This window comes from Blastococcus mobilis (assembly GCF_900188025.1).
Lineage (GTDB): Bacteria > Actinomycetota > Actinomycetes > Mycobacteriales > Geodermatophilaceae > Blastococcus_B > Blastococcus_B mobilis.
Genome location: NZ_FZNO01000023.1, coordinates 21,854 through 37,819 on the forward strand (window position 1 = coordinate 21,854; position 15,966 = coordinate 37,819).

The window sequence follows — 15,966 nt, forward strand, 5'->3', positions numbered from 1 at the left end:
CTCTCAGCGTTCCCTCGGAAGTCGGTGCTTCATCGTGCTCGTAGTTCCCCGGCCCTGCTGCAGGGGCCCGCCGCGAGCCTGCGAGCGGTGGGGGGCAGCAGGGTCCTCTTTCAGCCGGGCAGCCGTACCGGCATGATCAGGTAGCGGTAGCTCCCGCTGCGCTCGGCCGGGCGGTCGTCGTCGTCGGCCGCCGGCTCGTCGACGCCGGAGAGCACGGCGGGCTTCAGCGGGCTGGTGAAGTCCATGCGGGCCCGCTCGGTGTGCACGGCGGCCAGTCCGTCGAGCAGGAACGTCGGATTGAAGCCGATGGTCAGCGGCTCGCCGTCGAACTCGACGTCGCAGCGCTCCTCGGCCTGCCCCTCCTCGTCGGTCCCGCCCGCGCGCAGGGTGACCTGACCCGGGGTGAACTCGCACCGCAGCGGGGTGCCGCGCTCGGCGACGAGGGCCACGCGCTTCGCGGCGTCGGTGAACAGGCCCACGGGAAGCGTCGCGTGCGAGTTCGACTCGTTCGGCATGATCGCGCGGTACTTCACGAACTCCGCATCGAGGAGCCGGGTCGTGGTCTGCCGGTCCTTGCCCGACAGGCCCAGGATGCCCTCACCGGAGCTGCCCGAGGACAGGGAGAGCACGATCTCCGGCCCGCTCGTCAGCGTCTTCGCCGCGTCGGCGAGCGTCCGCGCCGGCACGAGCACCGCGGCGGACACCCCCGAGGTCTCCGGGCGCCACGCGAATTCGCGCACGGCCAGCCGGTAGCGGTCGGTGGCCGCCAGGGTGATCAGGTCGTCCTCGATCTCCAAGCGCACGCCGGTGAGCATCGGGAGGGTGTCGTCGCGACCGGCGGCGACCGCGACCTGTCCGACCGCCTCGGCGAACACGTCGCTGTCGACGAGGCCGGCCGACGAGGGCATCGACGGCAGAGACGGATAGTCCTCGACCGGCAGGGTCGGAAGGCTGAACCGTGCGTTGCCGCAGGTGATGGCCAGCCGGGGGCCCTCGGCGGTGATGTCCACCGGGTGCGGCGGGAGGGCGCGGGTGATCTCGGCCAGCAGGCGGCCGGGCACCAGGACGCGACCGCTCTCGGTGGCCTGCACGTCGACCTCCGCTCGTGCGGACACCTCGTAGTCGAAGCCGGAGACCGACAGCTGGTTCCCCTCGATCTCGAGGAGGATCCCGGCCAGGACCGGTACCGACGGCCGCGGCGGCAGGCTGCGCGCCGTCCATGCGACGGCGTCGGCGAGCACCTCACGTGCCACCCGGAACTTCATCTCTCGACCCACCCCAGCTCTGCGTGCCGCCCCTCTCGCGGGGACGGCTCCTCATGGACCCGGCAACTGGGCGCAGGTGCGCCCGGCGTCGGTGCGGTGTTCATCGTGCCTGCTGGAGTCCCCCGGGGGGAAACCCCGTCCCTCGATGAGCTGGTCCTCCCCCTTCCCGGGCAGCACGGCGAGCTCGATCCGGTGCCCGGATCCGTTCCTCGCTGCGCTCCTCCTGGGGCTCCCAGGAGCAGCGTCCCCACCCAGAGTGGGGTTCGAGAAACTCCGAGATAACTCCCTCATCCTCGTCATCACGGGTGTGGATGTTGGGGATCGGGCTCGTTCGTGCTGGTCAGCGGCCGGTTCGCCCTGTTGGCCTCTTGTGGGTGGTCAGCGTCCTCCTGTTGTCGACACGTGGACATCTCGACGGCTGTGCACCGTCGCCTCGCCGTGTCCACCCTGTGTCCCCTGTGTCTCCCGGCTGCATCCCCAGGTCGTGCCCAGGTCCCGGGGGCGACCGCCCACCGGGATCGCGGCCGATCGGCGGGCGCGGCAGCATCGCTGCAGGTCAGCGGCCTGTCACGACCGTCGACCCGGGGTGCGGGGCACGGTTCGCGGGCCGAAGTCCGATGACCGGCCGTGACCCGCCGGGCACGGGATCTCCCCAGCCTGTGCACATTCCTGGGGACAACTTCTCGATGAGTCGATGACGGTCACCGGTCGGACACCGGTGGCTACCGCGTTCGTCGAGGGCACTGCCTGTGTCGACATCTGTCCACCGCTGTGGACAACTCCTGGGACAACAACCCTGTCGTCCTCCGGACGGCCCCGCGGCCAATGGCCGTCCCGCAGGCCGTTGAGCCGTTGAGTCGCGCCTGCGCGGACCCTCCGGGCCCACTCGGCACGACAGGTGCCGTCCCCGACCCGCTCGGAGCCACTACCCCCGACCGGTGCGGTCCGGACGGCCCCGTCCAGGGAACCGCCCCGAGCGCGCGAGGGGTGGGGAGGGCGGGGTCCTTCTACTGCCGAGCGCGGCTCTTGATGCGGGCGGTGAGCTCGGTGACCTGCGTGTACGTCGCGCGGCGCTCGCTCATCAGGTTGGTGATCTTCTTGACCGCGTGCATGACCGTGGTGTGGTCCTTGCCGCCGAAGGAGGCGCCGATCCGCGGCAGGGAGAGCTCGGTGAGCTCCCGGCACAGGTACATGGCGATCTGCCGGGCGTTGACGAGGGTCCGGCTGCGGTTGGATCCCTGCAGCTCCTCCATCGTCACGGAGAAGTACTCCGCGGTCGCGGCCATGATGATCGCCGCGGTGATCTGCGGACCCTGCTCGTCGCTGATCAGGTCCTTGAGCACCAGCTCGGCGAGCGGCAGGTCGACCTGCTGCTTGTTGAGGCTGGCGAACGCCGTGACCCGGATCAGCGCGCCCTCCAGCTCGCGGATGTTGGTCTGCACCTTGCTGGCGATGAACTCCAGCACCGCGTCGGGCACCTGCAGGCGCTCGCCCCACGCCTTCTTCCGGAGGATCGCGATACGGGTCTCGAGGTCGGGCGCCTGGACGTCGGTGATCAGACCCCACTCGAACCGGGTGCGGAGCCGGTCCTCCAGCGTCGTCAGCTTCTTCGGCGCCCGGTCGGAGGTGATCACGATCTGCTTGCTGGCGTTGTGCAGCGTGTTGAACGTGTGGAAGAACTCCTCCTGCGTGCGCTCGGCCCGCTCGAGGAACTGGATGTCGTCGATCAGCAGGAAGTCGATGTCCCGGTAGCGACGGCGGAAGTCCTCGGCCCGGCCCGAGTGCACCAGGTTGATGAACTCGTTGGTGAACTCCTCGGTGCTGACGTAGCGCACCTTCACGTTCGGGAACATCCGCGCCGCGTAGTGCCCGATGGCGTGCAGCAGGTGGGTCTTCCCCAGCCCGGACTCCCCGTAGATGAACAGCGGGTTGTAGGCCCGGGCCGGCGCTTCCGCGACGGCCACGGCCGCGGCATGGGCGAACCGGTTGCTGTTGCCGATGACGAAACTGTCGAAGACGTACTTGGCGTTCAACCCGGGAGTCAACCCGGCCGGGCGGCCCGACTCCGGACGGCGTCCCCGGCCCGTCCCACCACCGGTGGCCCGGCCGCGCTGCTCCGCTGCAGGACCGTCGAGGTCGAAGGGCAGGACGTCGGCCGACCGGCCGTCGTCGGAACCGCCCCAGTCGCGGCCGGTGCCCGGTTCGGCGCCCCACGTCGTGGTCGCCCAGTCCTCGGGTGCCCCGCGGTCGACCGGCGCGCGGTCGGGCGGGCGCAGCTCGCGCACCTCGGGGTCGACCCGGGCGGTCACCTCGTCCGAGGATTCCCGATCCCAGGGCGCGGATCGGACCGCGTCGGTCCGGACGCCGAATGCGCTGCGCCCGTCGTCGGCGCGGTCGCGGCTGGCGCGGTCCTCCTCGGCGCGCCGTGCTTCCAGCGCTGCCTCGGCCGCCGACCACGGACGGCGGGTCGGCCCCTCGTCGCGGGACTCGGGCGCCGACTCCGGTGGCGAGTCCTCCAGCTGCACGGCGACGCGGATGTCGCGACCGAACTGCTCGGACAGCGCCTCGGCCAGCACCCGGCGCATGCGCGACTCGAGCACGGTCTGGGTGAACTCGTTGGGAGCAGCGAGAACGGCGGTGTCCTCCACCAGGCCCAGTGGGCGGGTGAGGTTGAGCATCGCGTTCTGCTGAGGGGACAGGCTCGTCGCCAGCCGCTCGCGGATCTGGTCCCAGACGGTCGCCAGGTCCAGCGTGGCATCGGCCATGCCGTTTCTTCCTCCCGATGGTGTCGACCCCGGCGGTTCCGGGTCCTTCCGGCGCACCCGCTCGTCCGCTCGCGCCCGGCACCTCCGACACCGGGCGGCGGTCGGCCGGACCACCCGTTGTGGATGAACGGACGCACTGCGTCCACACGGGTGTCCACAGGCTGTGCACGCCCGGCGACGGATGCTGCCCGGCCTCGCTCCGGGCACGGCCCCGTCTGCATCTCTGCAGGTCAGGGGCCGGTTCGGACGGACGAACGGACGATTCGGCGGTCGGTTGACCGACGGGGTCGGCCCGCGCGCCGTGACCCTGTCGTCCGACGCGGAGCGACGGCGACGCTAACAGCCCCGTCCACAGCCCGGCAACGCTCGGCCGCCGCGCCCCGGCGCGGCGGCTGCGGCGTGCCGCTCGCGGCGGGGTCCCTCTCGGGGGAATCATCGGTGGTCGCGATCCGCCCGGTCTCCGGCAGCAGCGCATCCTCGGCTATGCTGGCGGGAGTCTGTGGACGGTTCCGGACGCCGTGTCCATCCGTGCAGCCCCGCTGCGCAGATGGCGGGTGCAGTGTTCCGCTCCGCAGTGACCAGCTTTCGGGGTCGTCGGGATGCGGCACGTCGCCGTGGGTTCCGGCCACCCTCCGCACGCCCGCCTACCGGCGGGTGTGCACCGCCGATGTCGTGTAGTGGGAGTACCTCGTGAGCAAGCGCACGTTCCAGCCGAACAATCGCCGCCGGTCGAAGACCCACGGCTTCCGGCTGCGGATGCGCACCCGCGCGGGCCGGGCGATCCTCGCCGGCCGTCGGCGCAAGGGTCGCGAGAAGCTCTCCGCCTGACGTGTTGCCCGCGCAGGCACGCCTGCGCCGGCGTCCGGAGTTCACCGCGGTCGTCCGGTCCGGCAGGCGCGCCGGGCGGCCGACCATGGTGCTCCACTACCTCTCTGAACGGCCCGAGCAGTCGGGCGGTGGTCCTGTGTCCGATGCTCATGCGTCGAGCACCGTGCCCCCGCCCGGCGCCCGGGCCGGTTTCGTGGTCGGCAAGGCTGTCGGCAACTCGGTGGTCCGCCATCGCGTGACCCGGCGCCTGCGCGCGGTGGTGCGGGAAGAACTGCACCGGCTGCCCGGGTCGGCCGACCTCGTGGTCCGTGCCCGCCCGGAGGCCGGGACGGCGTCGTCGGACGTGCTGCGCCGCGACCTCACCGCCGGCCTCGACCGGCTGCTCGGCAGCGGGGTCACCCGCTCATGATCGCCAGAGCGCTGATGTCGGCCATTCGCTTCTACTCCCGGGCCATCAGTCCGGCACTGCCGCCGCGCTGCCGCTTCCATCCCACCTGCAGCGCCTATGCGGCCGAGGCCGTCGAACGCCACGGGGCCGCCCGCGGGACGTGGCTGGCGCTGCGCCGGCTCGTCAAGTGCGCCCCCTGGCACCCCGGCGGCGTCGATCTCGTCCCGGGGACCGACCGCCGTCCCGGAACCGGAGAGGCGGGTCACTCGTCGAGCACAGCGGTGCCCGCCCCGGGAGCCACCGCCCGACGTTCCCACCGAGCCACCCCGCGGGACCTCCGCCGGGCGAACGAGGAGTCCTCCGTTGCTTGACTGGTTGTACACCGCGATCTCCTGGGTGATGGCGCGGTGGCACTCGCTGTGGAACCTCGTCTTCGGTGACCCCCCTCCCGAGTCGGGCCTGGGTGGCCTGACCTGGGTCCTGGCGATCGTGTTCCTCGTCGTCACCATCCGGGTGATCCTCTTCCCGCTGTTCGTCAAGCAGATCAAGTCGCAGCGGGCGATGCAGGAGCTCCAGCCGGAGATGGCCAAGCTCCGCAAGCAGTACGGCAGCGACCGGCAGGGCCTGAGCCAGGCGATGATGGCGCTGCAGAAGGAGCGCGGGGTCAATCCGCTGGCCGGCTGCCTGCCGATCCTGCCGCAGATCCCGGTCTTCCTCGCGCTCTTCCACGTCCTCCGCAGGCTCGCCCCCGGCAAGGAGGGCCTGTACAGCTGGTCCGACGAGCTGACCGACGAGGCGGCCAAGGCAAAGCTCTTCGGCGCGCCGATCTCGTCGTCGTTCAACATGGACGGCGCCAAGGAGCAGGCGATCCTCGACATCGAGGGCGTCACCTACACGAACATCCGCATCGTCGCGTTCGTGCTGATCGTGATCATGTGCTTCACGACGTACTTCACGCAGAAGCAGATCATGAAGCGCTCCGGCCCGGTCGAGGGTCAGGCCGCGATGGTGCAGAAGATCCTGCTGTACGTCATGCCGGCCGGCCTGTTCGTCTCGGGCTTCCTCTTCCCGATCGGCGTCCTCCTCTACTGGTTCACCAACAACCTGTGGACTCTGGGCCAGCAGTTCTTCATCCTGCGCAAGATGCCCCCGCCCGGATCCGACGCCGCGAAGGCCAAGGCCGCCGCGGAGAAGCCGGCCATCGACCCGAAGACGCTGGCCCCCAAGCCGGGTGCCAAGCCGGTCCGTCCCAAGGGCGGTCGCCCGGCCACCCCGCCGACCACCCCCCCGGTCGGCGGAAGCGCACCGTCGGCGGACGGTGGCACCGGGAACGGCAGGCCGTCGGGCGGGAAACCCGGGGGTTCGACCGCTGCGGGTCAGTCACCGCCGAACCGGGGCAAGCGCAAGCGCCGCTGACCCGCTTTCCGCGTCCTGACCGACGCCCGCCGGCTCCGCCGGCCCACCGACCACCGGGTTCGCCCGGCCGCCCGCACCGACCTGGGAGGAACCCCCCGTGAGTGCTCCGCAGCAGCCCACCGACGGCGCGCAGCCGACCATGCTGACCGCTGAAGCCACCAGCGACACCGTCCTCAGCCCGTCCCCCGACGCCGAGGCCGGCAGCGGAGACCCGGCCGAGTCCGCGCTGCCGGACGCCGACGCGATCAGCGACGATGCCGTCGTCGAGCCCGTGACCACCGGGACGGATGAGGCCGAAGGGGACGACGACCTGCTCGTGCGGGAGGGGGACGTCGCCGGCGACTACCTCGAGCGCCTGCTGGACATCCTGGACAAGGATGGCGACATCGACCTCGACGTCGAGGGCGACCGCGCCTCGGTGGCGATCGTCGGGGGAAAGCTGACCGACCTCATCGGTCCCGACGGGGCCACGCTGGAGGCTCTCCAGGAGCTGACCCGGCTCGCCGTGGCGCAGTCCACGGGCGTGCGCAGTCGCCTCATGCTCGACATCGGTGAGTTCCGGGCCAGGCGCCGTGCCGACCTGACCGCGTTGGCCGGGGAGACCGCCCGCCGGGTTGCAGCCAGCCGGCAGCCGGAGCGTCTCGCGCCGATGAACCCCTTCGAGCGCAAGGTCGTGCACGACGTCATCGCGTCGTCCCCGGGGGTGCACAGCGAGTCCGAGGGCGAGGAGCCGAACCGTCGCGTCGTGGTCCTGCCCGACAAGTGACCGCGCGTGCCGCCCCGGCAGGGGACGAGCCGCCGCCGCCCCCACCGAGCGCGGAGCGGGTGTTCGCTGGCGCTCTGCCGCTGGCCGAGGAGTACGTCGCCCGGCTCGCCTCCGGCGGGGTCGTCCGGGGCCTGATCGGTCCACGGGAAGTGTCCCGGCTGTGGGAGCGGCACGTGCTCAACAGCGCCGCCGTGGCCGAGGCCGTTCCCGAGGGTGCCCGCGTGGTCGACGTCGGCAGCGGGGCCGGCCTGCCGGGGATCCCCTTGGGGCTCGCCCGGCCGGACGTCGCCCTCACCCTGGTCGAGCCGATGGCACGCCGCGTGGAGTTCCTCGAGGAGGTCGTCGCAGCCCTCCCGCCGGAGGGTCGGCGGCGCTGGCGGGTGCTCCGCGGGCGCGCCGAGGAGCGTGCCGTGGCCGCCGCGGTGGGCGAGATCGACGTCGTCACCGCACGGGCCGTGGCGCCCCTGCCGCGGCTGGTGGGCTGGTGCCGCGGCCTGATGCGACCGGGCAGCCAGCTGGTCGCCCTCGTGGGCGCCCGCGCGCTCGAGGAGCTCCCGGGCATGGTCGCCGAGCTGGAGGCGGCAGGAATGCGGAACGTGCATCCGCGGGCCGTCGGCGCGGAGCTGGGCAACGCTGCCACTACCGTGGTGGTCATGACGCGCGGGGCACGGTGACGGCGCCCGCGCACCCGACGCCCGGTCGCTGTTCCACGTGGAACGGGTGCAGCCACTCGTCACCGGCGTTCCACGTGAAACGGATCGGCAGGAAGGACCCGCGATGACCGACCCCGGCGAACGGCTGCGCAGCAGCCTCGCTGCCGACCAGTCGTCCTCCGCCTCCTCCTCCAGCGGCATGGCCGACTTCGACAGCCCGATCGCCATGGAAGCCCTCAGGGCGACGCGGGTACTGCACGCCGCCGACCAGGATCCGTTCCCCGCACCGAGCCGGATCCGGGTCATCACCATCGCCAACCAGAAGGGCGGCGTCGGCAAGACGACGTCCACGGTGAACCTGGGCGTGGCCCTGGCCCTCTACGGCCTTCGCACGCTGGTCATCGACCTCGATCCGCAGGGGAACGCCAGCACCGCCCTCGGCGTCGAGCACACGGTGGGCACTCCCTCGGTCTATGACGCCCTGGTGGGGGACAGCTCGCTGGGCGAGGTCGTGCACCCGACGACGGCGAGCCCGAAGCTGCTCTGCGTGCCCGCCACGATCGACCTGGCCGGCGCCGAGATCGAACTGGTCTCCGTGGTCGCTCGTGAGCACCGGCTGCGCCGGGCGATCGAGGCCTACATCCACGCGCTCCCCGCGGAGCAGCGACCGCACTACGTGCTGATCGACTGCCCGCCGTCCCTCGGGCTGCTCACGCTCAACGCCCTGGTCGCCGGGGACGAGGTGCTCATCCCCATCCAGTGCGAGTACTACGCGCTCGAGGGGCTGGGCCAGCTGCTCAACAACATCGATCTCGTGCGCCAGCACCTCAATCCCGGGATCTCGGTCCGGACGATCCTGCTCACGATGTACGACGGCCGGACCAAGCTCGCCGACCAGGTCGCTGACGAGGTGCGGAACCACTTCGGGGACCTGGTGCTGCCGGCGGTCATCCCCCGCAACGTCCGGGTCTCCGAGGCGCCGGGCTACGGGCAGTCGGTGCTCACCTACGACCCGGGCTCCCGAGGCTCCACCAGTTACGTCGAGGCAGCCCGGCAGCTCGCCGAGCGTGGGGCCGCGTTGCCGCCGCTCGACCGCTCCGGCATGGCCGGCGTCACGGCCGCTCCCCCGGTCGCCGCCCTCTCCGTCGACGACGGGGAACAGCACGCAGTCAGTACGCAGGAGAGCCAGTGAGCAACCCACGGGTGAGCGGAGAGCGGTCATGAGCAAGCGCGGCGGACTGGGCCGGGGCCTGGCGGCCCTCATTCCCACCAGCGCTCCCCCGGCCGAATTCCCGGCAGCGGCCGCACCCGCGACGGCAGCACCGCCGTCCGCCACGCCGGATGCTCCGGCGGTCGCGCTGGTGCCCGCTCCCCCGGCGGCCGAGTCGAGCCCCGAGATGACGCGCCAGCCGACGCCCCTGACGATGCCCGAGACGGCCACGCCCGCAGTGGACGACGGTGTCGGCGCGGTCGGCGTGCCCGGCGCGCAGCTCCGCGAGGTGTCGGTCTCCGACGTCGTCCCGAACCCGAAGCAGCCTCGGCAGGTCTTCGACGACGAGGCCCTGGAGGAACTCAGCCACTCGGTGCGCGAGTTCGGTCTGCTCCAGCCGATCGTCGTCCGCGAGACCGCCCGGGACGACGGCGGAGTCGGCTACGAGCTCATCATGGGCGAGCGCCGGCTACGGGCGGCGCGTGCGGCCGGTCTGGACACGGTACCCGCGATCATCCGGGACACCACTGACGACGCCATGCTCCGCGACGCGCTCCTGGAGAACATCCACCGCGTCCAGCTCAACCCGCTGGAGGAGGCCGCGGCCTACCAGCAGTTGCTGGAGGAGTTCGGGGCCACCCACGAGGAGCTCGCCAGCCGGATCGGCCGCAGCCGCTCGCAGGTCACCAACACCATCCGCCTGATGAAGCTGCCGGTGAAGGTGCAGACCCGCGTCGCTGCCGGTGTCATCTCCGCCGGTCACGCCCGGGCGCTCCTCGGCCTACCGGACGCCGAGGCGCAGGACGCCCTCGCCACGCGCATCGTCGCCGAGGGGATGTCGGTCCGGGCCACGGAGGAGGCGGTCGCGATGGCCGCCGCCGAGCGGCCGACCGCCAAGCGCCGTGCCCGCAACATCAGCGCCCCGGGGGTCGAGGAGCTGGGGTCCCGGCTGTCCGACAGGTTCGAGACGAAGGTCAAGATCCAGATCGGCCGCGCCAAGGGTCGCATCGTCGTCGAGTTCGGATCCGTCGACGACCTCCAGCGGATCATCGGCGTCATGGCCCCGGAGATCACCGGTCGCCGCCCCGAGGCCTGATCTTCGACCGCCCTCACGATGAAGGCCGACTTCCGTCACTGACGGAAGTCGGCCTTCGGCCCAGGGCCAGGGCCGGGCCCCTGCAGGGGTCCTACTACGAGGGGTGGGGAGGACGGGTCCTCTTCAGTGCGCGGACGCCGCCCGCCGACCGAGCAGCTGGGCGAAGACCTCACCGAGGTCGAAGCCGGCCGCCTCCAGCGCCATGGGGAACATGGAGGTCTCCGTGAGCCCGGGCGAGACGTTCACCTCGAGGAAGTGCACCGCACCGTCCGGGGAGACGATCGCGTCGGTGCGGGACAGGTCGGCCAACCCGAGCGCCTGGTGCACCTGGACCGCGAGCGCCGCGGCGCGCGCAGCGACGTCGTCGGAGACGCGCGCCGGCACGTGGTACTCGGTGAGCCCGGGGGTGTAGCGCGCGGTGTAGTCGAAGACCCCTGACGCGGGGACGATCTCGACGGCCGGCAGGGCCTGCGGCCCCTCCCCCAGGTCGACGACGGAGATCGCGAGCTCGGTGCCCTCGATGTAGCGCTCCACCATGACCGTGTCGCCGTAGGCGAAGCAGCTGACCATCGCGGCCGGCAGCTCCTCCACGCTGCTCACCTTCTGCACCCCGAGCGCGGACCCGCCGGATGCCGGCTTGACGATCAGCGGCAACCGGAGCCGGGCGACCATCAGGTCGAGCACGGCACCGGCACCCAGCTCCCGGAACGTGCTGTGCGGCAGCGCGACCCAGTCGGGCGTGGTGGCCCCGGCGGCGCGGACGACGGACTTCGCGGCCGGCTTGTCCCACGCCAGCCGGCACGCCGCGGCCGGGGAGCCGACGTACGGGACACCGGCCATCTCCAGCACTGCCCGGAGGGCGCCGTCCTCCCCCGTCGCCCCGTGCAGGGCGATGAACACGGCGTCGGCGGGGGACGCGGCCAGGCCCGGGAGGAGGTCGGGGTCGGCGTCCCGGATCTCGGCGTCCAGGCCGGCACGGGTCAGCTCCTCCACCACCTGGGTGCCCGAGGAGAGGCTGACCTCCCGCTCGAAGTTGAGCCCCCCGCTGAGGACGACGGCCCGCAAGCCGGAACGCGCCTCCCCGGCCGGTGCGGCGGCGGATGCGGGGGCGGTGTCGCTCATCGGCGGTCCTCGTAGGTGTCGCTGTTGGCCGGCCCGACGATCGTCTCGGCCGCGTCTCCGGCGCCGGGGCGGGCGATGGCGCGGAAGGTGCCGGTGTCGACGGTGTCGAAGGTGGAGTGCAGGTCCAGCTCGGCCTCGATGACGCGAGCCAGCCGGCGCACGCCCTCGCGGATCTGGTCCGGCTCGGGGTAGCAGTAGGACAAGCGCATGAACTCGCGACCGTTGCCGTCGGCGAAGAAGCCGATGCCCGGCACGTACGCCACGTGCGCGTTGACCGCACGCGGCTGCATGAGCTTGGCGTCCAGCCCGTGCGGCAGCTTCAGCCACACGTAGAAGCCGCCGTCGGGTCGGGTCCAGGCGGTGCCGGCCGGCATGAGCGCGGCCAGGGACTCGAGCGTGGCGTCGCGGCGTTCGCGGTAGAGCTCGGTGAACAGCTTGATCTGCTCCCGCCACGGCTGGGTGTCCAGATAGCGGGCGACGGCGTACTGGGTCAGCGACGGGGGGCAGAGCACCTGCGCCTCGGTGGCCAGCACCAGCTTCTCCCGGACGGCGAGCGGCGCGAGCACCCAACCGACGCGCAGGCCCGGGGAGAACGTCTTGGAGAACGAGCCCAGGTAGACGACCCGCTGGTTGTTGCGGGCCCGCAGGGCGCGCATCGGCTCGTGCTCGAAGCCGAGCAGACCGTAGGGGTTGTCCTCGATGATCAGCAGGTCGTGCTTCTCGGCGATGGCCACGATGGCCTCGCGGCGCGGCTCGGAGAGGGTCACGCCGGCCGGGTTGTGGAAGTTGGGCACGGTGTAGAGGAACTTGACCCGGTCGCCATTGGCGCGGCAGTCGACGAGCGCCTCCTCGAGCGCCTCGGGGATCAGCCCGTGCTCGTCCATGGGGACGTGCCGGACGCGGGCCTCGGCCGCCTGGAAGACGCCGAGCGCCCCGACGTAGGAGGGGCCCTCGGCCAGGATGACGTCGCCCGGGTCGCAGAACACCCGGGTGACCAGGTCGAGCCCCTGCTGCGAGCCCACGGTCACGACGACCTCGCTGGGTGAGGCGTCCGTGATCCCTTCCAGGGCCATCACGTCGCAGATGCGCTCGCGCAGCCGAGGATCGCCCTGGCCGGAGCCGTACTGCAGGGTCTGGGCGCCCATGCCGGACACGAGCTCACCGATCATCGAGCCCACGGCGTCGAGGGGCAGGGCGGTCACCGCCGGCATGCCGCCGGCCAGGGAGACGACCTCCGGCCGGCTCACCACGGAGAACAGTGCCCGGATCTCCGAGCTCTTCATGCCGTGGGTGCGTGCTGCGTACCGGTCGGCCAGGGGGTCCAGCCGCGGGTGCCGCGGCACGACATGGGGATGCGCACCGTGCGTCAGGTGCGTCCCCGGCTGACCGGAACCGGCAGGCGAGCCGGACGGGGTGGTAGGCACCTTCACGAGTGTAGGGAGAGGCGTCGTCGCCTCACCGACTCGCCCCAGGAGCAGCCGGCCCGGGGTGACCATCAGGAATCGCGCAGGCACGATGCAGCGGCTCGGCGGCCGGGGGACGGCTCGTGGCGGCGGTGTCGTCCGGAGGACGACAGCGTGATGCCCTCCGACCCCACCGGGCGCGACCAGTCGGTCAGACGCCCGGCAGGACGAACGTTCCCGTGGGGGGGTCGGCCTCGGCGGGCAGGTAGAGGCGCTGGACGGCGGCGAGGACCGCGGAGGCGATGGCGCTGCGCACCCGGGCGTCGAGCAGCAGCAGGCGGTCGACCGAGTGGGAGAGGTAGCCGCAGTCCAGCCGCACCGCCGGCATGCGGGTCATCCGCAGCAGGTCCCAGGTCTTGGAGTGCGAGCCCAGGTCGAGCATGCCCGTGCGCGCGACGACCTCCCGGCGGGCCAGGTTGGCGAACTGCTCCCCGACCGTCGAGGACGCCCCGGAGCCGGTGCCGTAGTAGTAGCTGGCGACCCCGCGGGCGTGCTCGGAACTGTGGGCGTCCAGGTGCAGGGCGATGAACAGGTCCGCGCGGGCGTCGTTGGCGAAGGCGGTGCGCTCGGCCGGAGACGGGTTCTGGTGGCGGCCCCTCGTGAGGTACACCGTCGCGCCCGCCGCCGCCAGCCGTCCCTCGATCCGCGAAGCGAGATCGAAGACCAGGTCCGCCTCGGTGGTCTCCCCCTCCGTGTAGCCGGTGTCCTCGCCGCCGTGCCCCGGGTCGACGACGATGCGACGACCGATCAGGTGCGGCCCGCTGTCCACGAACGAAGCGCTCTGCCGGAGCAGCTGTGGCCGACCGCCGGTCACCTTGCGCCCGAGCTGGCGCAGCGCACGCAGGGTGGCCGGGCCGCACGTGCCGTCGGCGGTGAGCCCGTAGTCGCGCTGGAAGGCCCGCAGGCCGACTTCCGTCTCGGGACCGAAGACGCCGTCCACCGGTCCGGCGTCGTAGCCGAGCTCGTGCACCCGCTCCTGCAGGCTGATCACGTCGTCGCCCCGGATCGGCCGCTCGGGGTCGTAGCGCAGGAGCCGGTCACCCAGGGACCAGCGGGCCTCGTTCAGCGCGCGGTAGGTCTCCTCGCCGACCCGGCCGTCGACCGAGAGGCCGCGCACCTGCTGGAAGTGCCGGACGGCCAGCTCGGTCGCGGCGTCGAACTCGGCGTGCTCGAGGATCGGCTCGGCGGCCGTCATCCCGCCCGTGGCGCCGTCGGCAGGAAGGAGGCCCAGGCTGCGCAACGCGGCGTGGACGTCTGCCACCGCCGGGCCACGGTCGCCGAGCCTCAGGATCTGCATGCGGCTGTCGGTTCCCATCGTGGAGCGATTGTCGTCCCCCCCTGTCCGGCCGGCCCGGTGGGGGCCCCGGAACGCCGTCGGGCCCACCTGTCCGAGTGGGACGGGTGGGCCCGATCAGGCCGTGGCCCCCTGCAGTGCCCCGACGCGAGCTCGCGAGTGGCGGAGGGCAGGGGGTGTTTGTCAGATGTAGTCGGCGAGGTCGCTCAGAATGGCGCCCTTGGGCTTCGCTCCGATGATGCTCTTCACCGGCTTGCCGCCCTGGAAGACGGTCATCGTCGGGATGGACATGACCTGGTAGTCCCGGGCGATCTGCGGGTTCTCGTCGATGTTGAGCTTCGCGATCGTCAGCTTGTCGCCGTGCTCGGCGGCGATCTCCTCGAGAACGGGGGCGACCATCTTGCAGGGGCCGCACCACTCCGCCCAGAAGTCCACGAGCACGGGCTTGTCGCTGCCCAGCACATCGCTGGCGAAGCTGGTGTCGGTGACCGTCACAGTGTTGCCTGCCATGGGTCGTTCTTCCTCTCGTTCGACTGCCTGACGTCCTGTGGGGTCAACCCGCAGAACGGTGGTTCTATGCCCGGAAGGACCGCCCTGCCCCCACCGCTCGCGAGCTCGCGACGGGCGCCGGCACGGCGGCCGCTAGCGCTCGTCGAACGTCTCGGCGAGCCAGCGCTCGGCGTCGATCGCGGCCGCCGCACCCGTGCCGGCCGAGGTGATCGCCTGGCGGTAGATGTGGTCCACCACGTCACCGCAGGCGAAGACGCCGTCGATGTTGGTGCGCGTGGTGGGGTGCTCGACCTGGATGTAGCCCTCGTCGTCCAGCTTCAGCTGGCCGGCGAACAACTCGCTCCGTGGGTCGTGACCGATGGCGACGAACAGGCCGGTGACCGGCATCGTCTCGGTGGCGCCGCTCTCGACGTCGGTGATCTGGACGCCGTCAACGGTGGTCTCGCCGAGCACATCGGTGACCTGCTTGCCCAGCGCCCAGCGGATCTTGGCGTTGTCCTGCGCGCGCTTCTGCATGATCTTGGACGCGCGGAGCTCGGGCCGCCGGTGGACGACGGTGACGCTCTTGGCGAAGCGGGTGAGGAAGGTGGCCTCCTCCATCGCGGAGTCACCACCACCGACGACCACGATGTCCTGGTCGCGGAAGAAGAAGCCGTCGCAGGTGGCACAGGCCGACACACCGCGGCCCAGCAGACGCTGCTCGTTCTCCAGACCCAGGTAGCGGTACTTGGAGCCGGTGGCGACGATCACGGCGTGGGCGCGGTGCACCTCGCTGCCCACCTTGACGATCTTCGGGTCGACGGTGAGGTCGACCTCGGTCACGTCGCGGGCGACCAGCTCGGCCCCGAAGCGCTCGGCCTGGGTGCGCATGTCGTCCATGAGCTGGGGACCCTGGATGCCCTCGGGGAAGCCGGGGAAGTTCTCGACCTCGGTGGTGGTCATGAGCGCGCCGCCGAACTGCGATCCTTCGAACACCAGGGGGTGGAGGTTCGCGCGGGCGGCGTACGTGGCCGCGGTGTAACCGGCGGGCCCGGAGCCGATGATGATGAGGTCACGGATGCCGTCGCGCTCGGCCGGCGGGATCACGGGGTCCTCGATCTCGCCGGTGGTCACGGCGGGGCCAGGGCTGGGATGGTTCGTCACGGGCGGCACAACGAGGATCGTAGGGGCGGCATTCCCCGGCCTCCTGT

15 protein-coding genes are annotated in these 15,966 nt (G+C 71.9%); 8 read left to right on the forward strand and 7 right to left on the reverse strand.

Annotation, left to right across the window (positions count from 1 at the left end; translation table 11 throughout):
* Positions 1-110 precede the first annotated feature (110 nt).
* Together dnaN and dnaA are read right to left on the reverse strand one after the other, a co-directional pair.
* On the reverse strand, positions 111-1,265 hold the full coding sequence (dnaN, locus tag CHB94_RS18440) for a DNA polymerase III subunit beta (RefSeq protein ID WP_089338027.1): 1,155 nt from the start codon (positions 1,263-1,265) through the stop codon (positions 111-113).
* Positions 1,266-2,272: 1,007 nt separating this feature from the next.
* A complete protein-coding gene (gene dnaA / locus CHB94_RS18445; RefSeq protein ID WP_089338028.1) occupies positions 2,273-4,030 on the reverse strand; it encodes a chromosomal replication initiator protein DnaA in 1,758 nt (585 codons plus the stop codon).
* 690 nt (positions 4,031-4,720) lie between these two features.
* On the opposite strand from dnaA, the gene rpmH reads away from it, so the two are divergent.
* From rpmH to CHB94_RS18485, 8 genes are all read left to right on the forward strand, one after another.
* Positions 4,721-4,858, forward strand: coding sequence for a 50S ribosomal protein L34 (gene rpmH / locus CHB94_RS18450; RefSeq protein WP_040338882.1), 138 nt, complete (start codon positions 4,721-4,723; stop codon positions 4,856-4,858).
* Between the two features lies 1 nt (position 4,859).
* Positions 4,860-5,267 (forward strand): ribonuclease P protein component, encoded by a 408-nt coding sequence (rnpA, locus tag CHB94_RS18455; RefSeq protein ID WP_089338029.1) that lies wholly within the window; start codon positions 4,860-4,862, stop codon positions 5,265-5,267.
* A complete protein-coding gene (gene yidD / locus CHB94_RS18460; RefSeq protein WP_089338030.1) occupies positions 5,264-5,617 on the forward strand; it encodes a membrane protein insertion efficiency factor YidD in 354 nt (117 codons plus the stop codon). The genes rnpA and yidD overlap by 4 nt, the downstream gene beginning before the upstream one ends.
* Complete coding sequence (gene yidC, locus CHB94_RS18465; RefSeq protein ID WP_089338031.1) at positions 5,610-6,662, forward strand: membrane protein insertase YidC; 1,053 nt, start codon at positions 5,610-5,612, stop codon at positions 6,660-6,662. The genes yidD and yidC overlap by 8 nt, the downstream gene beginning before the upstream one ends.
* A 97-nt stretch (positions 6,663-6,759) precedes the next feature.
* The gene (locus CHB94_RS18470) at positions 6,760-7,428 is read left to right on the forward strand and encodes a Jag family protein (RefSeq protein WP_254920756.1); all 669 of its coding nucleotides are present in this window, start codon (positions 6,760-6,762) and stop codon (positions 7,426-7,428) included.
* 59 nt (positions 7,429-7,487) lie between these two features.
* Positions 7,488-8,102, forward strand: coding sequence for a 16S rRNA (guanine(527)-N(7))-methyltransferase RsmG (gene rsmG / locus CHB94_RS18475; protein WP_254920757.1), 615 nt, complete (start codon positions 7,488-7,490; stop codon positions 8,100-8,102).
* 103 nt (positions 8,103-8,205) lie between these two features.
* On the forward strand, positions 8,206-9,273 hold the full coding sequence (locus CHB94_RS18480; RefSeq protein ID WP_089338033.1) for a ParA family protein: 1,068 nt from the start codon (positions 8,206-8,208) through the stop codon (positions 9,271-9,273).
* Between the two features lie 28 nt (positions 9,274-9,301).
* On the forward strand, positions 9,302-10,387 hold the full coding sequence (locus CHB94_RS18485) for a ParB/RepB/Spo0J family partition protein (protein ID WP_089338034.1): 1,086 nt from the start codon (positions 9,302-9,304) through the stop codon (positions 10,385-10,387).
* Between the two features lie 123 nt (positions 10,388-10,510).
* Here the strand turns inward: CHB94_RS18485 and CHB94_RS18490 are convergent, their stop codons facing one another.
* From CHB94_RS18490 to trxB, 5 genes are all read right to left on the reverse strand, one after another.
* Entirely contained in the window at positions 10,511-11,509 is a 999-nt protein-coding gene (locus CHB94_RS18490) for a D-alanine--D-alanine ligase family protein (RefSeq protein WP_089338035.1), read from the reverse strand.
* Positions 11,506-12,933, reverse strand: coding sequence for an aminotransferase-like domain-containing protein (locus CHB94_RS18495; protein ID WP_217899373.1), 1,428 nt, complete (start codon positions 12,931-12,933; stop codon positions 11,506-11,508). Before CHB94_RS18495 ends, CHB94_RS18490 begins: the two co-directional genes overlap by 4 nt.
* A 190-nt stretch (positions 12,934-13,123) precedes the next feature.
* Positions 13,124-14,269 carry an N-acetylmuramoyl-L-alanine amidase gene (locus CHB94_RS18500; protein WP_089338076.1) on the reverse strand — a complete coding sequence of 382 codons (1,146 nt, stop codon included), beginning with the start codon at positions 14,267-14,269 and terminating at the stop codon, positions 13,124-13,126.
* Positions 14,270-14,449: 180 nt separating this feature from the next.
* Complete coding sequence (gene trxA, locus CHB94_RS18505) at positions 14,450-14,776, reverse strand: thioredoxin (RefSeq protein ID WP_089338036.1); 327 nt, start codon at positions 14,774-14,776, stop codon at positions 14,450-14,452.
* Positions 14,777-14,908: 132 nt separating this feature from the next.
* The gene (gene trxB / locus CHB94_RS18510) at positions 14,909-15,928 is read right to left on the reverse strand and encodes a thioredoxin-disulfide reductase (protein ID WP_254920758.1); all 1,020 of its coding nucleotides are present in this window, start codon (positions 15,926-15,928) and stop codon (positions 14,909-14,911) included.
* Positions 15,929-15,966 lie beyond the last annotated feature (38 nt).

Excerpts from the sequence above, each read along its gene's own strand:
- CHB94_RS18480 (WP_089338033.1), top strand. The coding sequence starts at position 8,206 with ATGACCGACCCCGGCGAACGGCTGCGCAGCAGCCTCGCTGCCGACCAG.
- CHB94_RS18500 (WP_089338076.1), bottom strand. The coding sequence starts at position 14,269 with ATGCAGATCCTGAGGCTCGGCGACCGTGGCCCGGCGGTGGCAGACGTC.
- dnaA (WP_089338028.1), bottom strand. The coding sequence starts at position 4,030 with ATGGCCGATGCCACGCTGGACCTGGCGACCGTCTGGGACCAGATCCGC.
- CHB94_RS18490 (WP_089338035.1), bottom strand. The coding sequence starts at position 11,509 with ATGAGCGACACCGCCCCCGCATCCGCCGCCGCACCGGCCGGGGAGGCG.
- dnaN (WP_089338027.1), bottom strand. The coding sequence starts at position 1,265 with ATGAAGTTCCGGGTGGCACGTGAGGTGCTCGCCGACGCCGTCGCATGG.
- CHB94_RS18485 (WP_089338034.1), top strand. The coding sequence starts at position 9,302 with ATGAGCAAGCGCGGCGGACTGGGCCGGGGCCTGGCGGCCCTCATTCCC.
- trxA (WP_089338036.1), bottom strand. The coding sequence starts at position 14,776 with ATGGCAGGCAACACTGTGACGGTCACCGACACCAGCTTCGCCAGCGAT.
- yidD (WP_089338030.1), top strand. The coding sequence starts at position 5,264 with ATGATCGCCAGAGCGCTGATGTCGGCCATTCGCTTCTACTCCCGGGCC.